Annotated in this window: 15 protein-coding genes; 10 read left to right on the plus strand and 5 right to left on the minus strand. The window is 73.2% G+C overall.

Annotation, left to right across the window (positions count from 1 at the left end):
• The 3 genes from IE217_RS27160 to IE217_RS27170 all read right to left on the minus strand — a co-directional run.
• Window positions 1–640, minus strand: a 640-nt coding sequence (locus IE217_RS27160; protein WP_190180590.1) for an ester cyclase, incomplete at its 3' end; no start/stop codon positions are given.
• An 80-nt stretch (window positions 641–720) separates the two neighbouring features.
• The gene (locus IE217_RS27165; RefSeq protein WP_190180591.1) at window positions 721–1,494 is read right to left on the minus strand and encodes an SDR family NAD(P)-dependent oxidoreductase; all 774 of its coding nucleotides are present in this window, start codon (window positions 1,492–1,494) and stop codon (window positions 721–723) included.
• Between the two features lie 121 nt (window positions 1,495–1,615).
• Window positions 1,616–2,296: an MOSC domain-containing protein gene (locus tag IE217_RS27170; protein ID WP_190180592.1), complete on the minus strand. Its 681-nt coding sequence runs from the start codon at window positions 2,294–2,296 to the stop codon at window positions 1,616–1,618.
• A gap of 89 nt (window positions 2,297–2,385) precedes the next feature.
• Between IE217_RS27170 and IE217_RS27175 the strand changes: the two genes are divergently transcribed.
• Window positions 2,386–3,282 (plus strand): LysR family transcriptional regulator, encoded by an 897-nt coding sequence (locus IE217_RS27175; protein ID WP_190180593.1) that lies wholly within the window; start codon window positions 2,386–2,388, stop codon window positions 3,280–3,282.
• A 146-nt stretch (window positions 3,283–3,428) separates the two neighbouring features.
• Here IE217_RS27175 and IE217_RS27180 read toward each other — a convergent pair whose 3' ends face one another.
• Entirely contained in the window at window positions 3,429–3,761 is a 333-nt protein-coding gene (locus IE217_RS27180) for a WhiB family transcriptional regulator (RefSeq protein ID WP_189703446.1), read from the minus strand.
• A gap of 381 nt (window positions 3,762–4,142) precedes the next feature.
• On the opposite strand from IE217_RS27180, the gene IE217_RS27185 reads away from it, so the two are divergent.
• The 4 genes from IE217_RS27185 to IE217_RS27200 all read left to right on the plus strand — a co-directional run bounded on the left by IE217_RS27185 (window position 4,143) and on the right by IE217_RS27200 (window position 8,961).
• Window positions 4,143–4,754 (plus strand): response regulator transcription factor, encoded by a 612-nt coding sequence (locus tag IE217_RS27185; protein WP_003948568.1) that lies wholly within the window; start codon window positions 4,143–4,145, stop codon window positions 4,752–4,754.
• Between the two features lie 698 nt (window positions 4,755–5,452).
• The gene (locus IE217_RS27190; protein ID WP_189703447.1) at window positions 5,453–6,040 is read left to right on the plus strand and encodes a sigma-70 family RNA polymerase sigma factor; all 588 of its coding nucleotides are present in this window, start codon (window positions 5,453–5,455) and stop codon (window positions 6,038–6,040) included.
• A 175-nt stretch (window positions 6,041–6,215) separates the two neighbouring features.
• Window positions 6,216–7,718: an IMP dehydrogenase gene (gene guaB, locus IE217_RS27195; RefSeq protein ID WP_190180594.1), complete on the plus strand. Its 1,503-nt coding sequence runs from the start codon at window positions 6,216–6,218 to the stop codon at window positions 7,716–7,718.
• Window positions 7,719–7,836: 118 nt separating this feature from the next.
• Window positions 7,837–8,961, plus strand: coding sequence for a GuaB3 family IMP dehydrogenase-related protein (locus tag IE217_RS27200; RefSeq protein WP_190180595.1), 1,125 nt, complete (start codon window positions 7,837–7,839; stop codon window positions 8,959–8,961).
• Window positions 8,962–9,506: 545 nt separating this feature from the next.
• Here the strand turns inward: IE217_RS27200 and IE217_RS27205 are convergent.
• On the minus strand, window positions 9,507–10,715 hold the full coding sequence (locus IE217_RS27205) for a nucleotide sugar dehydrogenase (protein WP_190180596.1): 1,209 nt from the start codon (window positions 10,713–10,715) through the stop codon (window positions 9,507–9,509).
• 293 nt (window positions 10,716–11,008) lie between these two features.
• Here IE217_RS27205 and IE217_RS27210 point away from each other — a divergent pair, with 293 nt between their 5' ends.
• The 5 genes from IE217_RS27210 to IE217_RS27230 all read left to right on the plus strand — a co-directional run bounded on the left by IE217_RS27210 (window position 11,009) and on the right by IE217_RS27230 (window position 21,698).
• On the plus strand, window positions 11,009–12,715 hold the full coding sequence (locus IE217_RS27210) for a glycerol-3-phosphate dehydrogenase/oxidase (RefSeq protein WP_190180597.1): 1,707 nt from the start codon (window positions 11,009–11,011) through the stop codon (window positions 12,713–12,715).
• A 224-nt stretch (window positions 12,716–12,939) separates the two neighbouring features.
• Complete coding sequence (locus IE217_RS27215) at window positions 12,940–15,198, plus strand: serine/threonine-protein kinase (protein ID WP_190180598.1); 2,259 nt, start codon at window positions 12,940–12,942, stop codon at window positions 15,196–15,198.
• A 173-nt stretch (window positions 15,199–15,371) separates the two neighbouring features.
• A complete protein-coding gene (locus tag IE217_RS27220) occupies window positions 15,372–18,008 on the plus strand; it encodes a serine/threonine kinase C-terminal domain-containing protein (RefSeq protein ID WP_229865633.1) in 2,637 nt (878 codons plus the stop codon).
• Window positions 18,009–18,192: 184 nt separating this feature from the next.
• Entirely contained in the window at window positions 18,193–19,887 is a 1,695-nt protein-coding gene (locus tag IE217_RS27225; RefSeq protein WP_190180691.1) for a serine/threonine-protein kinase, read from the plus strand.
• 146 nt (window positions 19,888–20,033) lie between these two features.
• A complete protein-coding gene (locus IE217_RS27230) occupies window positions 20,034–21,698 on the plus strand; it encodes a serine/threonine-protein kinase (protein ID WP_190180600.1) in 1,665 nt (554 codons plus the stop codon).
• Window positions 21,699–21,731: the final 33 nt, after the last annotated feature.

Below are 21,731 nucleotides of genomic sequence, written 5' to 3' on the forward strand. Positions count from 1 at the left end.
GAGGCACTTCACGCCCACCCCGCCAGCCACCCAATCGGCTTGACACCATCATTGAGACTCGCTTGCCGGTGGGGGCGATGCCCAGGAAGTCACCCTTGTGGGTGGCCGTCCAGGTCCAGCGGGCGCAGGCGCGGTCGCCCTGGGCGAGGACGTCCTCGATCTCGATGGAGAAGTCGAAGGCGGCCCGCCACATGCGGTACTCGCTGCGGACGCTGTCCAGACCGATGGTGTCCTGCGGGTTCATCGGGTCGTGACTGTGGATGTCCTCGTCCAGCAGGTCGTTGAGCGGTGACAGCTCGCCCGGCGCCTCGAGCGCCTCGAAGAAGCGCCGCACCGTGATCTCGGTGAGCAACTCGTCCCGTACGACGTCCAGGTCGGTGAACGTCGGCGCCTCGTCGCACAGCGCGACCATGTCCCGGAAGATCCGGTCGGTCTCCGGGAGGTTCGAGTTCCGCACCGCCTCCTCGTACGACGGGAACTCCACCACCTCGACGATGTGCGACGCGTCCGAGCGGTCCTTGCCGACCAGTGCGTGCGTCGCCGTCCGTTTCCCCTTGGTCCGCGCGACCCAGTCGTCGAAGAGCCGGTTCATCTCGTCCAGCCGGCTCGTCCTGCACTCGATGAGCTGTACGAAGGTCATGACGCAGCCTCCGGCCCCCCTGGTCCGGTTCCGTCCCCGCCATTTTCCCACCGGGACGGCCACGTCACCCCTTCACCCGGCTACTGCGGACCGTACTTGCGGCCCGTCCTGGAGGTCACGCCGCCCAGCAGCCCGCGCGGGGTCACCTTCACCAGGCCCATCAGCGCCTTGTAGCGCGGGTCGGGGATGGACAGCGTCCTGCCGCGGGCCAGGTCGGACAGGGCCGACGCGACCAGTTTGTCGGCATCCAGCCACATCCAGTTCGGGATGTTGTCCGTGCCCATCCCGGCCCGCTGGTGGAACTCGGTGCGCACGAAGCCGGGGCACAGGGCCATCAGCCGGACACCGCTGCCCGCCAGGTCGCGCGCCGCGCCCTGGGTGAACTGCACGACCCACGCCTTCGACGCGCCGTACGTCCCGCGCGGGACGAAGGCCGCCACCGACGCCACGTTGACGACACCGCCCCGGCCGCGCTCGCGCATCGCGGCGGTCGCCGCCGACGTCAGCCGCAGCACGGCCTCGATGTGCACCTTGATCATCTTCAGCTCGTCGGCCATCGACACGTCGAGGTAGCGGCCCTTGTTGCCGAAGCCGGCGTTGTTGATCAGCAGGTCGACGGGGTTGCGGCGGTCGCCCAGCCGGTCGGCGACCGCCTCGATCCCCTCGTCCGTGGCCAGGTCGGCGGTCAGCGCCTCCGCCTCGATGCCGTGCCGGTCGTGCAGCTCGGTCGCCTGGTCCCGCAGGCGCTTGGTGTCCCGTGCCACCAGCACGAGGTCGTGCCCGTCCGCCGCCAGCCGCCGCGCGAACGCGGCGCCGATGCCCGCGGTCGATCCCGTAATCAGAGCCGTTGTCATGGCGAAAGGTTAGTGGCCGGGAACGGGTGACTCCGATCAGCGTGCGACGCGGGGGAGGGGCGGGGACGCACGGCGCCGGTGGCGGGCCGGCGCGGCCGGGCGCCGGCCCGCCCGCGCGACGTCAGCCTGCGTGCCTCTCCGTGTACTCCCTCGCCGCCGCCAGTGTGTGCGGGGGCAGGGCCGGGCCTGCCGCGAGAAGGGCCGGCAGCAGCGAGCGCTCGGTGGTGACGGCGCGGAACTGCAAGGCGATCGTCACCTCGTGGGCCGGGCGGTGCACGATCTCCACCGGGTCGCCGGTGCGGATCTCGCCGGGTTGCAGGACCCGGAGATACGCTCCCGGCGCGCCCCGGCGCGTGAACCGCTTCACCCATCCCCGCTCACCCAGATGGCCCTGGAAGGTACGGCAGGGAATCCGCCCGGAGGCGACCTCCAGCACCACCGGGGAGCCGGACGGCGAGCCGATGCGCCAGCGCTCGCCGATCAGCGCGCCGGATATGTCGATGCCCTCGGTGGTGAGGTTCTCGCCGAACGAGCCGTTGGGCAGCGTGCGGCCCAGCTCGCGCTCCCACTCGTCGAGGTCCTCGCGCGCCATCGCGTAGACCGCCTGGTGGTCCCCGCCGTGGTGCCGCAGGTCGCACACCGAGTCCCCGGCCAGCCCGCTCGCGCCCACGCCCTTCGGCCCCGGCGCCGTCACCCGCACCGGCCCGTCCACCGGCCGCTTGTCGATGCCGGTCACGCCCTCCGGCTGGTCGGTGTACGGCACGGCCCGGGCCTGGCCCAGGTTCACTGACAGAAGCTTCATGGCCGCACGGTAGGGGAGCGGAAGTCAAAGTGTCGACGTGTTTTTCCGCTCACTGGCCAAGGGAGCCTTATGGTCCCTATGCTCGAAGGGTGATTGAGGCCCGTCATCTCCGTGTGCTGCGCGCCGTCGCCGCCACCGGCTCCTTCTCCGCGGCGGCCCGCGAACTGGGCTGCACCCAGCCCGCCGTCAGCCAGCAGATGAAGGCGCTGGAGGGCTCCGTCGGCACCCCCCTGCTGGTGCGCGCGGGACGCGAGATGCGGCTGACCCAGGCCGGCGAGGCGCTCGTCCGGCACGCGGGCGGCATCCTCGCGGGCCTCACCGCCGCCGAGGAGGAGGTCGCCGCCATCGCCGGGCTCCGCGCCGGCCGGGTCCGGCTCGTCTCCTTCCCCAGCGGCAGCTCCACCCTCGTCCCCACCGCCCTCGCCGCACTGCGCGCCGCGCACCCGGGCACGCGCGTGTCGCTGGAGGAGGCCGAGCCGCCGCAGTCCGTGGAACTGCTGCGCGAGGGCGACTGCGACGTGGCGCTCGCCTTCCGCTACGAGGGTGCCGCGGGCGCCGAGGAGTGGGACGACCTCGTCGTACGGCCGCTGCTCACCGACCGCCTCGTGGGCCTCGTGCCCGAACGGCACCGGCTGGCCGGCGCGGAGTCCGTCGCCATCGGCGAGCTCGCGGGCGAGCCGTGGATCGCGGGATGCCCCCGCTGCCGGGGCCAGCTCGTCCAGGCCTGCGAGAGTGCGGGCTTCACCCCCCGTATCGACTTCGCGACCGACGACTACCCGGCGGTGGTCGGCCTGGTCGGGGCGGGACTCGGGGTCGCGGTCCTGCCCCAGCTCGCGGTCGAGTCCGTACGGCCCCGGGGCGCGCGCACGGTCGCGCTGGAGCCGGCGGTGCGCCGGGAGATCGTCGCGCTCACCCTGCCCGACCTGGCCCAGGTGCCGGCCGTCGCCGCCACGCTGGACGAACTGGAGCGCGCCGCGACGCGCTGAGGGGTCGGCAGCGCCTCATCGGCAGCACCTCATCGGCAGCACCGCATCGGCACAGGGCACGGCCCGCCGCAGCAGAAGGGCACGCGTACGGCTGCGCGTGCCCTGGGTGGTCGGGTTAGCTGAGCAATGGGTGAAGAAACGTTCCTTCAGTTGTTCGAGGCGGAGTCCCCGCTGGATGACGAAGCCGCCGACACCAGCCGGTTCCGTGCCCGCCCCATGAGCTCCTCGCGCTCGTCCTCGGTCAGGCCGCCCCACACCCCGTACGGTTCGCGCACCGCCAAGGCGTGCGCCGCGCACTCCGCACGGACCGGGCACCTCATGCAGACCTCCTTGGCCGAGTTCTCTCGAGCGCTCCGAGCCGCCCCGCGCTCGCCCTCGGGATGGAAGAAGAGCGAGCTGTCCACGCCGCGACAGGCAGCCAGCAGCTGCCAGTCCCACAGATCCGCGTTCGGTCCGGGAAGGCGGGAGAAATCTGCCATTACGTGACCCCTTGTAGCCGTTCGTGGCGGATACGGTGCCAACGACCGTACATCTCCGATCTAAGGAGATGAAAATATGACTCATTGCGAATCTAGCCCTAGACACCTAGAAACGGGAAGAAAAGGGGCTGAATGGGGCATAGCTTGTGATGAAAAGTTGAGGGTATGACGTCTGTGTCTGCGGTGTGTCCGCTCCCTCACGTAGAGTGCCGAAGATGGCACACAGCCCCGTAACTCTTTCGAGTGACCGTCGTTGAGAGTGCGGAGGCGGTTGAAAACACAAGTGCTCGGGCAGGCGTCCGAGACGGTCGACCGCACAGGTGACGATTTCGTACCAGCCTGGAGGCTCAAGGTGACGCGCATCAGCTGCGGAGGGCGGCCATGACATCCGTCCTCGTCTGCGACGACTCCCCGCTTGCCCGAGAGGCGCTCCGCCGCGCGGTCGCGACCGTGCCCGGTGTCGAGCGCGTGACGACGGCGGCCAACGGCGAGGAAGTCCTCCGCCGCTGGGGCGCCGACCGCTCCGACCTCATCCTCATGGACGTGCGCATGCCCGGCCTGGGCGGGGTCGAGACGGTCCGGCGGCTGCTGTCCGCCGACCCCGGCGCCCGGATCATCATGCTCACCGTCGCCGAGGACCTCGACGGCGTGGCGCTCGCCGTGGCCGCGGGTGCGCGCGGCTATCTGCACAAGGACGCCTCCCGCGCGGAGCTGCGTGCCACGGTGACGCAGGCCCTCGCCGACCCGACCTGGCGGCTCGCCCCGCGCCGGCTGCGCTCGGCCGAGATGGGGGCGGCCCCCACGCTCACCGCGCGTGAGATCCAGGTCCTGGAGGGCATGAGCCACGGCCGGTCCAACGCGGAGATCGGCCGTGAGCTGTTCCTCTCCGAGGACACGGTCAAGACGCACGCGCGGCGGCTGTTCAAGAAGCTCGGCGCCTCCGACCGCGCGCACGCGGTGGCCCTCGGCTTCCGGTGGGGCCTGGTCCGCTGACAGGCGCGCGCCTGTCCGTGACCCGGGTTCGCGGCTGAACCCGCGTCCGGCGCGCGGGCGTACCGGCACGACGGGCCACCTCCCGGCGGCGGGGCAAGGTCGGCCCGGCCCGGCCGAAACGTGACGGCACCCCCACGTACGGCACCGGACGTGGGGGAGCGGCGGGCCTCCGGCGTCGCCGGCACCGTCCCACCGCGGCCTCGCGCAGCGTCCTGAACGGCAGCCACCGGAGCCACCGGAGCCACCGAAGGCCCTTACGGCCGCTACGGGCGGTCACCGCAGCCCACGCGGGACGGGTCGTCGGAGCCCACGCGGGACGGGCCGTCGGATCCCACGCGGGACTGGTCGTCGGATCCCACGCGGGGCGTGCCTTCGGTGGCTCCGGAAAAGGGGCTGCCGGGCTCGTCGTACCGTCGGGCATCCACGCCCGTCGGCCCAGCGCACGGGTGGTCGCCGGGGTGCCGGCGAGGGGGCGCTACCGCACTGTTGGGGCGGGGGCAACGCGGCCCGCCGGGTGGTCGCTGCTCGTTTCGCGGCGGATGCCGCATCCTTGAGGTGTGGAGTTCCTCGGGGACGAGTCGGTCGAGCGGAAGGGGAGGGCGCAGGAGATGAGTTCCGGCGCACCTGCTCATAACGCTTCGGTGCACAACCACGATGGCGGTGCCACGGATCGGACGACGCCAAGGCACCATGGACCGATGCGTGACGACGAGGCGGCACTTGCCCATGGGGCCATCGGTGCGCTCGTCCACCGCGCGGTCGACGGAGACGAGCAGGCCACGCACGATCTGCTCGCCCGCGTCCACCCCCTGGCCCTGCGCTACTGCCGCACCCGGCTGTCCCGCCTGCCCGGCGACGCGCGCCACTTCGTCGAGGACCTCGCCCAGGAGGTCTGCGTCGCCGTACTGCTCGCCCTGCCCCGCTACAAGGACACCGGCCGCCCCTTCGAGGCCTTCGTCTTCGCCATCGCCGCCCACAAGGTCGCCGACCTCCAGCGCGCGGCCATGCGTCACCCCGGCTCGACGGCCGTGCCCTCCGACGAGATGCCCGAGCGGCCCGACGACTCCCTCGGCCCCGAGGAGCGGGCCCTGCTCAGCAGCGACGCCGAATGGGCCAAGAAACTGCTGGCCAACCTGCCCGAGAACCAGCGCGAGCTGCTGCTCCTGCGCATCGCCGTGGGCTTGACGGCGGAGGAGACGGGACAGATGTTGGGAATGTCACCGGGAGCGGTCCGGGTGGCCCAGCACCGCGCGCTCAGCAGGCTGCGCGCCCTCGCCGAGCAGTAGCCGCCCCCGCCGCCCCCGTCCATCGACCGCCGCCGGCCGCTCCGTTGAACGGACCGGGCACCGGTGTCGTACGAACATATGAAGCCCGGGGTCGCCGTCCACCGTGGAATGAGACACCTCCGCTTCCCGTTAGCATGGACATCCGCACCGATCAAGGCCATTTGGGGAAGGTGTCATGACTGTCTACGTCGACGGAGTGCCCGAGAAATTCGCGACACTCGGGCTGACCTACGACGACGTGCTGCTGCTGCCGGGCGCATCCGAGGTGCTCCCCAACGCGGTCGACACCTCGTCCCTGATCTCCCGCAACGTCAAGGTCAACATCCCGCTGCTCTCGGCGGCGATGGACAAGGTGACCGAGTCCCGCATGGCGATCGCGATGGCCCGGCTCGGCGGCGTGGGCGTGCTGCACCGCAACCTGTCGATCGAGGACCAGGTCAACCAGGTCGACCTGGTCAAGCGGTCCGAGTCCGGCATGGTCACCGACCCGATCACCGTGCATCCGGAGGCGACGCTCGCCGAGGCGGACGCCCTGTGCGCGAAGTTCCGCATCAGCGGTGTCCCGGTCACCGACCCGGCCGGCAGGCTGCTCGGCATCGTCACCAACCGCGACATGGCCTTCGAGCCCGACCGCTCCCGCCGGGTCAGCGAGGTCATGACCCCGATGCCGCTGGTCACCGGCACGGTCGGCATCTCCCGCACGGACGCCATGGCGCTGCTGCGCCGCCACAAGATCGAGAAGCTGCCGCTGGTCGACGACGCGGGCATCCTCAAGGGCCTGATCACCGTCAAGGACTTCGTCAAGGCCGAGCAGTACCCGAACTCCGCCAAGGACGCCGAGGGCCGCCTGCTCGTCGGCGCCGCGGTGGGCGCGAGCCCCGAGGCCCTCGAGCGCGCCCAGGCGCTCGCCGAGGCCGGGGTGGACTTCCTGGTCGTCGACACCTCGCACGGCCACAACAGCAACGCCCTGAGCTGGATGTCGAAGATCAAGTCGAGCGTCTCCGTCGACGTGATCGGCGGCAACGTCGCCACCCGCGACGGCGCCCAGGCCCTGATCGACGCCGGTGTGGACGGCATCAAGGTGGGCGTGGGCCCCGGTTCGATCTGCACCACGCGCGTGGTCGCCGGCATCGGCGTCCCGCAGGTCACGGCCATCTACGAGGCGTCCCTCGCGGCCCGCGCGGCCGGCGTCCCGCTGATCGGTGACGGCGGCCTGCAGTACTCCGGCGACATCGGCAAGGCGCTGGCCGCCGGCGCGGACACCGTCATGCTGGGCAGCCTGCTCGCGGGCTGCGAGGAGTCGCCCGGCGAGCTGCTGTTCATCAACGGCAAGCAGTTCAAGTCGTACCGCGGCATGGGCTCGCTCGGCGCCATGCAGTCGCGCGGCCAGGCGAAGTCGTACTCGAAGGACCGCTACTTCCAGGCCGAGGTCTCCTCCGACGACAAGCTCGTGCCCGAGGGCGTCGAGGGCCAGGTGCCCTACCGCGGCCCGCTGTCCGCCGTGCTGCACCAGCTCGTCGGCGGTCTGCGCCAGACCATGGGCTACGTGGGCGCGGCCACCATCGCGGAGATGGAGTCCAAGGGCCGCTTCGTCCGCATCACCTCCGCGGGCCTGAAGGAGAGCCACCCGCACGACATCCAGATGACGGTCGAGGCGCCGAACTACAGCAGCAAGTGACGCACGCGCGCGCGTGGACCACGTCCGAGGGCGGTCCCGGGATCCTCCGGGGCCGCCCTCGGCATGGGTGTCGGCGATACTGGAAGACGCTGAAACGCATCAGGGAAAGGCCACAGACGTGACTGAGATCGAGATCGGGCGCGGCAAGCGCGGCCGCCGGGCGTACGCCTTCGACGACATCGCCGTCGTCCCCAGCCGCCGTACGCGGGACCCGAAGGAGGTCTCGATCGCCTGGCAGATCGACGCCTACCGTTTCGAGCTGCCCTTCCTGGCCGCCCCCATGGACTCCGTCGTCTCCCCGGCCACCGCCATCCGCATCGGCGAACTCGGTGGCCTGGGCGTGCTCAACCTCGAGGGCCTGTGGACGCGGTACGAGGACCCGCAGCCGCTGCTCGACGAGATCGCCGAGCTGCCCTCCGGGGCCGCCACCCGCCGCCTCCAGGAGGTGTACGCGGCGCCCATCAAGGAGGAGCTGATCGGCGCGCGCATCAAGGAGGTGCGCGACGCCGGGGTGGTCACCGCCGCCGCGCTGTCCCCGCAGCGCACCGCCCAGTTCTCCAAGGCGGTCGTCGACGCGGGCGTGGACATCTTCGTCATCCGGGGTACGACGGTCTCGGCGGAGCACGTGTCGTCCTCGCACGAGCCGCTGAACCTGAAGCAGTTCATCTACGAGCTCGACGTCCCGGTGATCGTCGGCGGCTGCGCCACGTACACGGCGGCCCTGCACCTGATGCGCAGCGGTGCGGCGGGCGTCCTGGTCGGCTTCGGCGGCGGCGCCGCGCACACCACGCGCAACGTGCTCGGCATCCAGGTCCCGATGGCCACGGCCGTCGCCGACGTGGCCGCCGCGCGCCGTGACTACATGGACGAGTCCGGCGGCCGGTACGTGCACGTGATCGCGGACGGCGGTGTCGGCTGGTCCGGCGACCTGCCCAAGGCGATCGCCTGCGGCGCGGACGCGGTGATGATGGGCTCCCCGCTGGCCCGCGCCACGGACGCGCCCGGCAAGGGCCACCACTGGGGCATGGAGGCCGTCAACGAGGAGCTGCCGCGCGGCCAGAAGGTCGACCTCGGCACGGTCGGCACCATCGAGGAGGTCCTCACCGGCCCCTCCCACACCCCCGACGGCTCCATGAACTTCTTCGGCGCCCTGCGCCGCGCCATGGCCACGACCGGCTACAGCGAGCTCAAGGAATTCCAGCGCGTAGAGGTGACGGTCGCCGACTCCCAGCACAAGCGCTAGCCCCCCGGCGTTCCTCCCGGAGGCCCGGCCACTCGCGAGAGCGAGCGGCCGGGCCTCTTCGCGTCTGCGCAGGTGGGGGCGCGTAGAGCGATATGGGGGTGCGCGGTTGCTTTCGGGGCGAATACGCCGGGGGCGGGTGAGATGAGCCGATAGTGTCCGTGATCGGCGCCCCGGATGTTCGGGGCGCCCCCTTCCAAGGACATGGTCCGGACCCCGCCCTCGGGGCCCGGACCGAATTCCAGTGAAACCGTCTACCGGGTCTATGGGCGGCGTCATGGAAGGGGGCGCCCATGGGACGCCACCGCAAGCCCACCCGCTGGGATCGGATCCGTCTTCGGATGGTGAAGTGCCGGAGGAGGTGGATCTTGTGGATCTACGGCCGCTGAGCGGCCACCCCTATGAACACTAGGGGTGGACACTCCGCCTAACGGCCAGGAGCCCGCTGCAGTGACCCCTGCGGTGGGCTCCACCTGTGCACGTAAGTTACCCGCGCGGCGCTCCGGGTGCCAGCAGTCAGGGGTTCCGGCGCTCCCGCGCGCCCCCCTTCACAACCGGTGCGCCGCTCCCGTGGGGGCCGCGCCACGGGTGTCCAGGAGGAGTTGGGCCTTCACCGACAGGCCCTGCAGGTCGTAGGTGCGGTGGTGCTGGAGGAGGATCGTCAGGTCGGCGTCCGCCACCGCCTCGTACAGGGCGTCCGCGCGGGGTACGGGGCGGTCGAGGACGCTCCACGCGGGGATGTGCGGGTCGTGGTAGCTGACGCTCGCGCCGAGGCCGGTCAGGCGGACGGCGATCTCCTCGGCGGGGGTGCCCTGGAGGTCGGCGAGGTCGGGCTTGTAGGTGACCCCCAGAAGGAGTACGCGGGCGCCGCGGGCCGACTTGCCGTGCTCGTTGAGCAGGGTCGCGGCGCGCTGGACGACGTAGCGGGGCATGCGGCTGTTGACCTGCCGGGCGAGTTCCACCATGCGCAGACCGCGGCCGGCGGGGCCGGACAGGTCCTGGGGCAGGCCGTGGCCGCCGACGCCGGGCCCGGGGCGGAAGGCATGGAAGCCGAAGGGCTTGGTCTCGGCGCAGCGCACCACGTCCCACAGGTCGACGCCCAGGTCGTGGCAGAGGACGGCCATCTCGTTGACGAGCGCGATGTTGACGTGCCGGTAGTTGGTCTCCAGGAGCTGGACCGTCTCGGCCTCCTTCAGCCCGCGCGCGCGGACCACTTTGTCGGTGAGACGTCCGTAGAAGGCGGCGGCCGACTCGGTGCAGGCCGGGGTGAGGCCGCCGATCACCTTCGGCGTGTTGGCGGGGGTGACGTCCCGGTTGCCGGGGTCGACGCGGCTGGGTGAGTAGGCGAGGTGGAAGTCGCGGCCCGCGCGCAGCCCCGAGCCCCCCTCCAGCAGCGGGAGCAGGAACTCCTCGGTCGTACCGGGGTGCACGAGGGACTCCAGGATCACGGTGGTGTGCGGGCGCAGGTGCCCGGCGAGGGCGCGCGCGGCGGCCTCCACCTGCCCGAGGTCGGGCCCGCCGTCCGCGCCGCGCGGGGTCGGCGCGCAGATCACCGCGGTGCGCACCCGGCCGAGCTCGGCCGGGTTGGTGGCCGGCCGGAAGCCCCCCGAGAGCATCCGGCGCAGTTCCGCGGGTCTGAGGGAGCCGGACTCGTCCCCCGTCCGGTACCCGAGCGTGGGGATGCCGGCGGCGACGGCTGCCTGGGCCAGGGGCAGGCCGAGGGGACCGAGTCCGATGACGGCGAGATCTGCGGGCATGGCGTGGGCCGTCCTTCCCAATAACCGAGGCAGGGCAGACACGCAAGTCCTGTGGACAGAACGAGCGAGTGCAATGTCAGACTAGGAGTAAATATGACCGTTTTGCGGGATTGACCAGCGTGTTTCTCGGTGAGCCGGGAGGAGTTGTCCACAGGCTGGGGGCGACTGGTGGCTGAAGACGGGCAACCCGGTCAGAATTTGGGCATGGGGAGGGACGAGCGGGGACACGGGAGGGACGGAAACGGGCTTCGCCCGACGGGTGCGGCCGATGCGACCGACAGTGGGAGGCAGCGGTGAGGACAGCGACACTGGGGCCGGCGCAGCGTGCCGAGTCACTGGCGGGAATGGCCGAGCGAGAGCTGGACATCCTGGTCGTGGGCGGCGGCGTGGTCGGCGCGGGCACGGCCCTGGACGCCGTCACGCGCGGCCTGACCACCGGCATCGTCGAGGCCCGCGACTGGGCCTCGGGCACCTCCAGCCGGTCCAGCAAGCTGATACACGGAGGGCTGCGCTATCTGGAGATGCTCGACTTCGCCCTGGTGCGGGAGGCGCTGAAGGAGCGCGGCCTGCTGCTGGAGCGCATCGCCCCGCACCTGGTCCGCCCGGTGCCGTTCCTGTACCCGCTCCGGCACAAGGGCTGGGAGCGCTGGTACGCGGGCTCGGGCGTCGCGCTCTACGACGCGATGTCGATGGCCCGCGGCCACGGCAGGGGCCTGCCCCTGCACCGGCACCTGACCCGCCGTCAGGCCCTGCGCGTCGCCCCCTGCATGAAGAAGGACGCCCTGGTCGGCGCCCTGCAGTACTACGACGCCCAGGTGGACGACGCCCGCTTCGTCGCCACCCTGGTGCGCACCGCCGTGTCGTACGGCGCCAAGGCCGCCAACCGCGCCCGGGTCACCGGCTTCCTGCGCGAGGGCGAGCGCGTCGTCGGCGCCCGGGTGCGGGACGTCGAGGGCGGGGGCGAGTACGAGATCCGCGCCAAGCAGGTCGTCAACGCCACCGGCGTGTGGACCGACGACACCCAGGCCATGGTCGGCGAGCGCGGCCAGTTCCACGTCCGCGCCTCCAAGGGCATCCACCTCGTCGTGCCCAAGGACCGCATCAACTCCACCACCGGGCTGATCCTGCGCACCGAGAAGTCCGTGCTGTTCGTCATCCCCTGGGGCCGGCACTGGATCGTCGGCACCACCGACACCGACTGGGACCTCGACAAGGCCCACCCCGCCGCCTCCAGCGCCGACATCGACTACCTCCTGGAGCACGTCAACTCCGTGCTCGCGGTCCCGCTGAGCCGCGACGACGTCCAGGGCGTGTACGCGGGGCTCAGGCCCCTGCTGGCCGGCGAGTCCGACGCCACCAGCAAGCTCTCCCGCGAGCACACCGTGGCCCACCCCGTGCCCGGCCTGGTGGTGGTCGCGGGCGGCAAGTACACGACGTACCGGGTGATGGCCAAGGACGCCGTCGACGAGGCCGTGCACGGCCTGGACATGCGGGTCGCCGACTGCGTCACCGAGGAGATCCCGCTCTACGGCGCCGAGGGCTACCGCGCGCTGTGGAACGCGCGTGCGCGCATCGCCGCCGACACCGGCATCCATGTGGTGCGCGTGGAGCACCTGCTGAACCGGTACGGCTCGGCGGCCCAGGAGATCCTCGCCCTCATCGCGGGGAACCCGACCCTGGGCGCCCCTCTCCACGCCGCCGACGACTATCTGCGCGCCGAGGTCGTCTACGCCGCCTCGCACGAGGGCGCGCGCCACCTGGACGACGTACTGACCCGGCGCACCCGCATATCCATCGAGACCTTCGACCGGGGCACCCGCAGCGCCCGCGAGGCCGCCGAGCTCATGGCGCCCGTACTGGGCTGGGACGAGGACCAGATCCAGCGCGAGGTCGAGCACTACGAGAAGCGGGTGGAGGCCGAGCGGGAGTCGCAGCGCCAGCCCGACGACCTGACGGCCGACGCGGCCCGGCTCGGGGCGCCCGACATCGTGCCGTTGTAACAGTCCCGACCCCGGAGCCGGGCGGCCGCAGGGGCCGTTAAGAGAGGAAGTGTCCCCAAGCGCCTGACCACGGCGCCGCCCGTTTGTCACGGCCCGTCATGGCGCCGCACGCAGCGCGTCGTTCACCGAGGGCGCGCGTGTCCCCAGGAGCACCCTGGGCGTCGGGCACTTGTCGGGTGAGAGACAATGGAGGCTCTGTCAGGGCGGGTTGCATGAGGGGACGCATGTCGGAGGCGGAGCGGGGCGGGGCATCTCGTCGGAACACTCGTCAGGACACTCTCCAGGGCCGAAGCGAGCGCCTTCTCGCCGGGCGGTACCGGCTGGGGGACGTACTCGGGCGCGGCGGCATGGGCACCGTGTGGCGGGCCGAGGACGAGACCCTCGGCCGTACGGTCGCGGTCAAGGAACTGCGGTTCCCGGCGAACATCGACGAGGACGAGAAGCGGCGGCTGATCACGCGCACCCTGCGCGAGGCCAAGGCGATCGCGCGGATCCGCAACACCAGCGCGGTGACCGTCTTCGACGTGGTCGACGAGGACGACCGGCCGTGGATCGTCATGGAACTCGTCGAGGGCAAGTCGCTCGCCGAGGTCATCCGCGAGGACGGCCTGCTGGAGCCGAGGCGCGCGGCCGAGGTCGGGCTCGCCGTCCTCGACGTGCTGCGCTCCGCGCACCGCCAGGGCATCCTGCACCGTGACGTGAAGCCGTCCAACGTCCTCATCGCCGAGGACGGCCGGGTCGTGCTCACCGACTTCGGCATCGCCCAGGTCGAGGGCGACCCCTCCATCACCTCCACCGGCATGCTCGTCGGCGCCCCCTCCTACATCTCGCCCGAGCGGGCCCGCGGCCACAAGCCCGGCCCGGCCGCCGACCTGTGGTCGCTCGGCGGCCTGCTGTACGCGGCGGTCGAGGGCACCCCGCCGTACGACAAGGGCTCGGCGATCGCGACCCTCACCGCCGTGATGACCGAGCCCCTGGGCGAGCCGAAGAACGCCGGCCCGCTCCGGGACGTCATCCACGGCCTGCTCAACAAGGACCCGGACAAGCGGCTCGACGACGCGGGCGCCCGGGCGATGCTCAACGCCGTCATCCACGCCCCCGACCCGAAGGAGGCCGAACCCGAGCCTCCCGCGGACGCCACCAGGGTCGTACCGCTGCCCGCGCGGCCGGACAGCCGGGACGAGCCGGGCAAGGCGGCCAGGAGCGGTGCGCCGGGCGGCGGGGGCAAGCGCGGCGAGGAGGCCGGCGAGCGGCTGCGCGGCGCGCTGCGCTCGGTGCGCAAGGCCGCCGTCGCGGCGGGCGCGGCCACCTCGGCGGCCGCGAGCCGCACCAAGCCGGCCGCCGGCGGCGCCGGTTCGGGTGCGGTGGGTGCGGCGGGTGCGGCGGGCGCCGGTACGTCGGCCTCCGTGGCCGCCCCCGCGGCGAAGCCGTCGCCTGCATCGTCATCGCCGTCGGTGTCCCCTGCCGCGCCGGACCCGGCGGTGGCTCCGGTGGACGCGTCCGCGGGCCGGACCGGCAAGGACGGCAAGGGCGGCCCGGCGGGCGGCGCGGCCTCCTCCGGGGCGGGCGCCGGTGCCGGTACCGGTGACGCGGCGACCACCGCCGTGGGCGGTGTGCAGGGCGGGCGGACCCGTTCGGGGTGGCCCGTGATGCCGCCGCCGGACCTGGACCTGGCTCCCCGGCCGGTGCCCAGGGCGCCGCTCACCGACGTGGTGCCGCGCCGGACGCTGGTCATCATCGCCGTGGTCGTCGCGCTCGCCGTGATCGGCGCGGTGCTGGCCCTCACCCTCAACGGCGACGACAAGGGCTCCAAGGGCTCCAGGAGCGGCGCGGCCCGCGCCTCCACGACCGCCGGGGCCTCCGCCAGCGCCTCCACCAAGGAGGACACCACCGGCGGGACCGGCACGGACGGCAAGCAGGCCGACGCCGAGAACGGCACGGCCGGACCGGGCGGTTCGCCCGCCGCGTCCACCGCCTCCGGCGGGCAGGGCGACGGCTCCGGCGACGGGTCCGGCGGCTCCGGCCCGGACGGCGGCGGCTCCAAGGACGACGGCGCGGCGACGACGTACAAGAGCTCCCAGGGGTTCACCATCGGGTTGCCCAAGGGCTGGAAGTACGCCAGCACCGACTCCGCGGGCGTCCGCTTCACCGGTCCGGACGGGCAGAAGCTGCTGGTCGCCTGGACCTCCTCGCCCAAGGACGACCCGGTCGCCGACTGGAAGAACCAGGAAGGCTACATGGTGCGCTCGCAGTACCAGCGCATCCGCATAGAGCAGGTGGGCTACCGCGGCTGGAACGCGGCCGACTGGGAGTTCACCTACGTCGACGGCGGCACCGAATACCGCACCGTCGACCGGGGGTTCGTGGTGAACGGACATCTCGGGTACGCGCTGATGTACACGGCTAAGTCCGCGAACTGGGACACCGACCTGCGCCGGAACACCTGGCGGACGCTCACGAAGACCTTCGAGCCCAAGTCCTGAGCGCTCCGGCCCCCGGATCCCGGGGTATCGCACAGGATTTGGGGGCCCTAATCCGTCATCCCCTCTTTGCGGGTTGCCTGCGGCACGTATCGTGAGTGGTTGCGGACCGTAAGCATCGGGAACGGGACGCGTGGCGAACGGATTTGACCGACCGTGCGGCCGGGGGAGGCACTGTGGACGACTATGCGGGCCGGGTACTCGCCGGCCGCTACCGCCTGCCTCTGCCCCCGTCCCACGAGTACGAACTCACCGAGAGCCGCGCCTTCGACACCTACAGCGGCCAGGAAGTCCTCGTACGGCAGGTGCCGTTGCCCGAGGTCGTCGAGGCGGAGGTGCTCGACGCGGACGGGCTGCCCGAGGGCTTCACGGGGCGCACGGCGGCGCGGCGGCCCACCGATCCGGCGGTGCGGCGCGCGGTCGAGGCAGCGCAGGCCGCCGCGCGGATCCCCGACCATCCGCGCCTCGACCAGGTCTTCGACGTGTTCGCGGAGGGCGGTTCGCTGTGGATCGTCAGCGAACTGGTCGCGGCACGCCCGCTGGCGGCCCTGCTCGCCGAGAAGCCCCTGACGCCGTACCGGGCCGCCGAGGTCGCCTCCGACCTGCTCATGGCCCTGCGGGTGCTGCACGCCCACGGCTGGGTGCACCGCAACATCACCGCGCGCACCGTCCTCGTCTGCGACGACGGCCGTGTGATGCTGACCGGCCTCGCGGTCGGCGCGGCCGAGGAGGCCCTGTGCGGGTACGACCCGGTCCCGGCCGAGGACGGCGAGGGCACGCCGGTCCCGCCCCCGCCCCCCGCCAACGGCACGGGCGGTGGCACGGGGCTCGGCGCCGGGTCGGCCGAGGCCGACCCCGAGGCCGCGCGGCGGGCCGCGATCGAGGCCCGTGCGGCGGGCGCGCTGCCCCTGCCCGGGACCGAGCCGGGCGGCGCGGCCGGTGCGCCGGGTCCGGCGGGTGCGCCGGCTCGGCGGGCTCCCGTGAGCGGCGAGGACGTCAGGGCGGCGCGGGCCGGGGCGATCGCCGCCTATCGCGCGGGCGCGCGGGCGGCGGCCAGGGTGCAGGAGGCGCAGCAGAGCGCGCGGGCCGCGCTGCCCGGCGCCCGGCAGCCCGGCACGGGCGAGCGGCCCTCCGACCGGCTCGCCGAGCCGTCGTACGGCACCGTCACGGGCCCCGGCGACCGGGGCCGCACCGCGCCACCCGGCCGGATCGCCGACCCCTACGGCGTCCGCCCCGCCCAGTGGAACGGCACCGGATCCCGGCCGGGCACCGAGGACCCGCAGCAGCCCGGCCGGCTGGGCGGCGGGCAGGGCCGCGCCGCACTCCCCGGCGGCACACCGCTTCCCGGTTCCGCGTCGACGGACGCCGGCCGTGCGGCCGTTCCCGGGTCCGGGACAACGGACGGCAGTCGTACGGCCTTTCCCGGTTCAGGGGCAACGGACGGCGGCCGTACGGCCCTTTCCGGCCCCGTGGCGCAGGAGGGCGCCCGGATGGCGCTTCCCGCCTCCGAGCCCGGCGGTGCCGTCCCGCCGCCCGCCCGGTGGGACGACCTCGCCGCCGGTGCGCCCGTGCGGCGGGGGCCGGCCACCGCGCTGGCGGCCGAGCGCGCCCGGCAGGCCCGTATGGCCGTGGTGGGCCCGGTGACCGAGCGGTGGGCGCCCGAACAGGCCGGTCCCGTGCACGAGAACTGGCAGCTGGCCGCGCCCATCGGCCCCGCCACCGACCTGTGGGCGCTGGGCGCGCTGCTCTTCAAGGCCGTGCAGGGGCACGCCCCGTACCCGGAGGAGTCCACCGCCGAACTGGTGCAGATGGTCTGCGCGGAGCCGCCCGCCTTCGCGGAGGAGTGCGGCCCGTTGCGCCCGGTCGTGGAGTCGCTGCTGCGTCAGGACCCCACCGAACGGCTGGACTTCGAGGAGCTGAGCGGCTGGCTGCGCTCGCTGGTGCGCTCCGCGCCCGAGCCGGAGGCGGGCGCGCACGTCGTCGCCGCCCCGCCCGCCGACCCGAACCGGCTGCCGGTGATACGCCGTCGCGGCGAGCTGGTGCGCAGGCGGCGCGCCGGGCTGCCCGCCCACCACGGGCGGCACAAGCGGACTGCGGCGCAGGCCCGTTCGCCGCGCAGCCTGGGCCGGACCCTGCTCCTGCTGATACTGCTCCTGCTGGCGGCGGCGGTCGCGTACGCGATGCTGTTCATGCCGAAGTCGGGGGGCGGCGGCGCGGCCGGCGCGGACCGTGCCAGAACCGCCGGCGAGGCCAGCCCCGCGCCCACGAGCACGGGCCGGGGCAGCGGCAACGGCGGGGACACGAACGGCACGTCCCAGGCCTCCGGTTCGCCCGAGACGCAGACCAGCGGCCCCGACGCCGGCTCCGGCTTCACCCTGCGCGAGGACCCCGCCGGCTTCCGTGTCGCGGTCGCCAAGGGCTGGACCCGCACGCCGGGCAACGCCGACCGTCAGGTGGTCTACTCCCAGGGCGACTTCGAGCTGATCGTGGTGCCCGGGCGGGACAGCGTGGCGCGCTTCGGCAGCGACCCGATGGTCTACCAGCGGGAGAAGGAGGCCGAGTTGCAGGGGTACCGCTCCTCCAGCTGGGCCACCTCCTCGGGACTGCGGACCATTCAGGTGGGCGGACGGACCATGGCCGAGGGGCAGTTCACCTGGACCGGCGCGGACGGCCGGCAGCTGTTCGTACGCAATCTGGCCGTGCTCATCGACGGGCGCTACCACGTGGTGCAGGTGCGCGGCCCGGAGGCCCAGCGCGACCGGGTGACGCAGCTGTACGAGCAGGCGTCGGCGACCTACCAGTACACGGGGTGACACCGCGCCTCGGCACACCGGGTGACGCCGCGCTGACGCACGGGTCGAACCACAGGACTTTTCAGGTGTCACAGGAGGCGACAACCGTCACAGTGCGGTTTCCTTGGCACCCCGCTGGTTCCCTGCCGGGGGACCGGTCCTTACTCTGGCCCTGTCAAGACCATTGCGGGGAAACGTGAATCAGATGCAGGGCCTGCTCCTCGCGGGCCGCTACCGGCTCGCCGACGCCATCGGCAGCGGTGGCATGGGCCGGGTGTGGCGCGCACACGACGAGGTGCTGCACCGGGCGGTCGCCATCAAGGAGTTGACGGCCGCGCTGTACGTCTCCGAGAGCGACCGGGCGGTCCTCCTCGCGCGTACCCGCGCCGAGGCGCGCGCGGCGGCACGGATCAACCACTCCGCCGTCGTCACCGTGCACGACGTGCTGGAGCACGACGGCCGCCCCTGGATCGTGATGGAGCTCGTCGAGGGCCGCTCGCTGGCCGACGAGGTCAAGGAGCAGGGGCGGGTGGAGCCCCGCGAGGCCGCGCGGGTCGGTCTGTGGGTGCTGCGCGCCCTGCGCGCCGCGCACGGGGCCGGGGTGCTGCACCGCGACGTCAAGCCCGGCAACGTGCTGCTCGGCCAGGACGGCCGGGTCCTGCTCACCGACTTCGGCATAGCCCAGATAGAGGGCGACACCACCATCACGCGCACCGGAGAGGTCGTCGGCTCGGTCGACTACCTCGCCCCCGAGCGCGTCCGCGGCCACGACCCGGGCCCGGCCTCCGACCTGTGGGCCCTGGGCGCCACCCTCTACACGGCGGTGGAGGGCCTCTCGCCGTTCCGCCGCACCTCGCCCCTGACGACCATGCAGGCCGTCGTCGACGAGGAGCCCCGCGACCCGCAGCACGCCGGTCCGCTCGCGCCGGTCATCACCGCGCTGCTGCGCAAGGACCCGGCCGCGCGGCCGGACGCGGCGGCGGCCGAGGCGATGCTCGCCGAGGCGGCGGAGGGCCGCCGGCCGAGCGCCGCGCAGGCGTACGTGCCGACGCAGTCGGTCGGCAACCCGCACGAGACGGCCGCGCACACGGCGGCACTCCACCCCGGGGCGCAGACGGGCGCCACGACGCCGTACCACCCGATGACCGCCCCGACGACGGCCGGACACGGACCGGGACACGGACACGGACCCGGTACGGGCACCGCGCAGGGGTACGCCACGGCGGCGGCCGCGCCGCCCAGGCGCCGCAGGCTGCGCACCCTCGCCCTCGTCGTGGTCCTCGCCGCCCTGATCGGCGGCGGCACCGCCGTGGCCCTCCAGAAGTGGGACGCGGGCCGGCGGCAGGACAGCGGCGGCACGGCATCGGCGTCCGAGTCGCCCTCGCACTCGCCCAGCCCCTCCGCCTCCGGCGGCGGCACGCCGGACGACCTCCCCGACGGGTGGGTGCGCCGGCACGACGCGTACGGCTTCAGCATCGCGGTGCCGGGCGGGGCCTGGAAGCGGCAGTCGCCCGACGAGGCCCTGCACCAGGTCGACTACTCGCCCGACGGGGGCAGGCACTTCATCCGCGTCGCCATCGACGACTCGCCCGACTTCCCCACCGCGCACGACCACCAGCTCGACCTGGACCAGCAGTTGGAGCGGCTGGTCGACTACAAGAGGGTGAAGCTGGAGGCCAACACCTACCGCGACCGGCCCGGTTCCCTGTGGGAGTACACGTGGACGGCGCTGTCCAAGGACACGCCCTTCCCCGGGCCGCGGCACGCGATCGAGGAGACGTACTTCGACCGCAAGGGCACCGAGTACGCCATCTACATGTCCTCGCCCGCGAAGGACTGGGCCACCACGGAGAAGCAGTTCAGGACGGTCCTGCAGAGCTGGCGCCCGGACTCCGACTGACGACCGGCCCGGCCGGCCCCTGCCCCCTTGCCCTTCCTCCTGCCCCGGGTCGGCTCGGTTCCGGCCGGCGTCCCCCCCCGGCGCGCCCGAGGCTTGGCCGGTCGGCGCCACGGAAGGGGGACCCCTGATGCGGCATGATGGGACGCATGGGGACCGAGGGGGACGACTTCCGTGTCATCGCGGGCCGTTACCGTCTGGAGGCGAGGCTCGGGCGCGGCGGCATGGGAGTGGTGTGGCGGGCGACCGACCAGCTGCTCGGACGGCGGGTCGCGGTCAAGGAACTCCCGCTCGACGACACGCTGTCCGCCGAGGATGCCCGGCTTCAGCGCGACCGCACGCTGCGTGAGGCCCGGGCGGTCGCCCAGCTGCGGCACCCGCACATCATCGTCGTCCACGACGTGGTGGAGGACGACGAACGCCCCTACATCGTCATGGAGTTGATCGATGGCGGCTCCCTCGCCGACCGGATCGCCGCGCACGGCCCGGTGGACGTGGCCGAGGCGGCCCGCATCGGCGTCGCCCTGCTCAGCGCCCTGCGCACGGCGCACGCGGCCGGGGTGCTGCACCGCGACATCAAACCGGCGAACGTCCTGATGGAGTCCGGCACCGACCGCGTGGTCCTCACCGACTTCGGCATCGCGCAGGTCGCGGGCGCCACCACCCTCACCGAGACCGGATCCTTCGTGGGCTCGCCCGAGTACACCGCGCCCGAGCGGATGTCCGGCACCCGGACGGGACCGGAGTCGGACCTGTGGTCGCTGGGCGCCCTGCTGTGCACGGCGCTGAGCGGCGCCTCGCCCTTCCGGCGCGACTCGCTGGGCGGCATCCTGCACGCGGTCGTCGTCGACGAGATCCGGCCACCCGCGCAGGCGGGGCCGGTCCTGCCGGTCGTACGGGGGCTGCTGCAGCGCGATCCGCAGCGGCGGCTGACGGCGGCCGAGGCGGAGCGGATGCTGGGCGCCTTCCTGGAGTCGGGGCGCACCCCGCAGCCGCCCGCCCGCTACACGCAGACCCAGCGCGACGTGCCGCGTCCGGCGGCCCCGGCGGCGACCGCACCGCGGGCGACACCCGACGGCCCGGAACCCGGGGCTCCGGCCCGGACCTCGACCCGGGGCGTGCTGGTCGCGGCGCTGCTGGTGGCGGCGATGGCCGGGGCGGGCGTGTCGGCGGCGGCGCTGCTGATGCAGGGGGACGGCAACGGGGGCCCGGCGCCGACGAGTTCGCCGGCGGGGACCGGCGTGCACAGCCCGGGCGGTACGGCCGCCTCCCGGTCCGCCTCCTCGCCGGCCCCGCACTCGCCCTCCGCGTCGTCCGCCTCGCGGGCCGCGGCGCCCGCGTCCTCGTCCTCCTCCTCGGGACCCGGTCCCACCGCTCCCTCCGGCTACCACCTGGTGCGGGACCCGGCCGGCTTCTCGGTGGCGGTGCCGGACGGCTTCACCCGCAGCCCGCAGGGGGAGCGGATCTTCTACCTGTCCCCGGGGGAGACCTTCCGCCTCGGCATCAAGATCGCCGAACCGGGAGCGGGCGGACCGCTCGGGGTGATGCGCCGCGCGGACGCGGCCGGCCCGGACACCAACCCCGGTTACCACGACGGCCGGGTCACCTCCGCCACGCACGGCGGACACCCCGCCGCCCTCTGGGAGTTCAGCTGGAACGGCTACAGCGCGGCGGAGGGGCCCCGGCACACCTACGACCTGTGCTGGGACCAGGACGGACGGATGTACGACGTGTGGGTGTCGGCGCCGGTCGGCAAGGTCCGCGAGGCCAAGGAGTACTTCGACGTGGCCCTGGACACCTTCGCGGCCGCGTAGGACGTAGGTCACCGTTTCGTGACCACCGGGCGC

Source organism: Streptomyces naganishii JCM 4654, from assembly GCF_014650575.1.
GTDB lineage: Bacteria > Actinomycetota > Actinomycetes > Streptomycetales > Streptomycetaceae > Streptomyces > Streptomyces naganishii.

Coding starts and splice junctions, on each gene's coding strand:
- IE217_RS27185 (WP_003948568.1), top strand. CDS start 4,143: ATGACATCCGTCCTCGTCTGCGACGACTCCCCGCTTGCCCGAGAGGCG.
- IE217_RS27180 (WP_189703446.1), bottom strand. CDS start 3,761: ATGGCAGATTTCTCCCGCCTTCCCGGACCGAACGCGGATCTGTGGGAC.
- IE217_RS27215 (WP_190180598.1), top strand. CDS start 12,940: ATGTCGGAGGCGGAGCGGGGCGGGGCATCTCGTCGGAACACTCGTCAG.
- IE217_RS27165 (WP_190180591.1), bottom strand. CDS start 1,494: ATGACAACGGCTCTGATTACGGGATCGACCGCGGGCATCGGCGCCGCG.
- guaB (WP_190180594.1), top strand. CDS start 6,216: ATGACTGTCTACGTCGACGGAGTGCCCGAGAAATTCGCGACACTCGGG.
- IE217_RS27170 (WP_190180592.1), bottom strand. CDS start 2,296: ATGAAGCTTCTGTCAGTGAACCTGGGCCAGGCCCGGGCCGTGCCGTAC.
- IE217_RS27205 (WP_190180596.1), bottom strand. CDS start 10,715: ATGCCCGCAGATCTCGCCGTCATCGGACTCGGTCCCCTCGGCCTGCCC.
- IE217_RS27230 (WP_190180600.1), top strand. CDS start 20,034: ATGGGGACCGAGGGGGACGACTTCCGTGTCATCGCGGGCCGTTACCGT.
- IE217_RS27225 (WP_190180691.1), top strand. CDS start 18,193: ATGCAGGGCCTGCTCCTCGCGGGCCGCTACCGGCTCGCCGACGCCATC.
- IE217_RS27190 (WP_189703447.1), top strand. CDS start 5,453: ATGCGTGACGACGAGGCGGCACTTGCCCATGGGGCCATCGGTGCGCTC.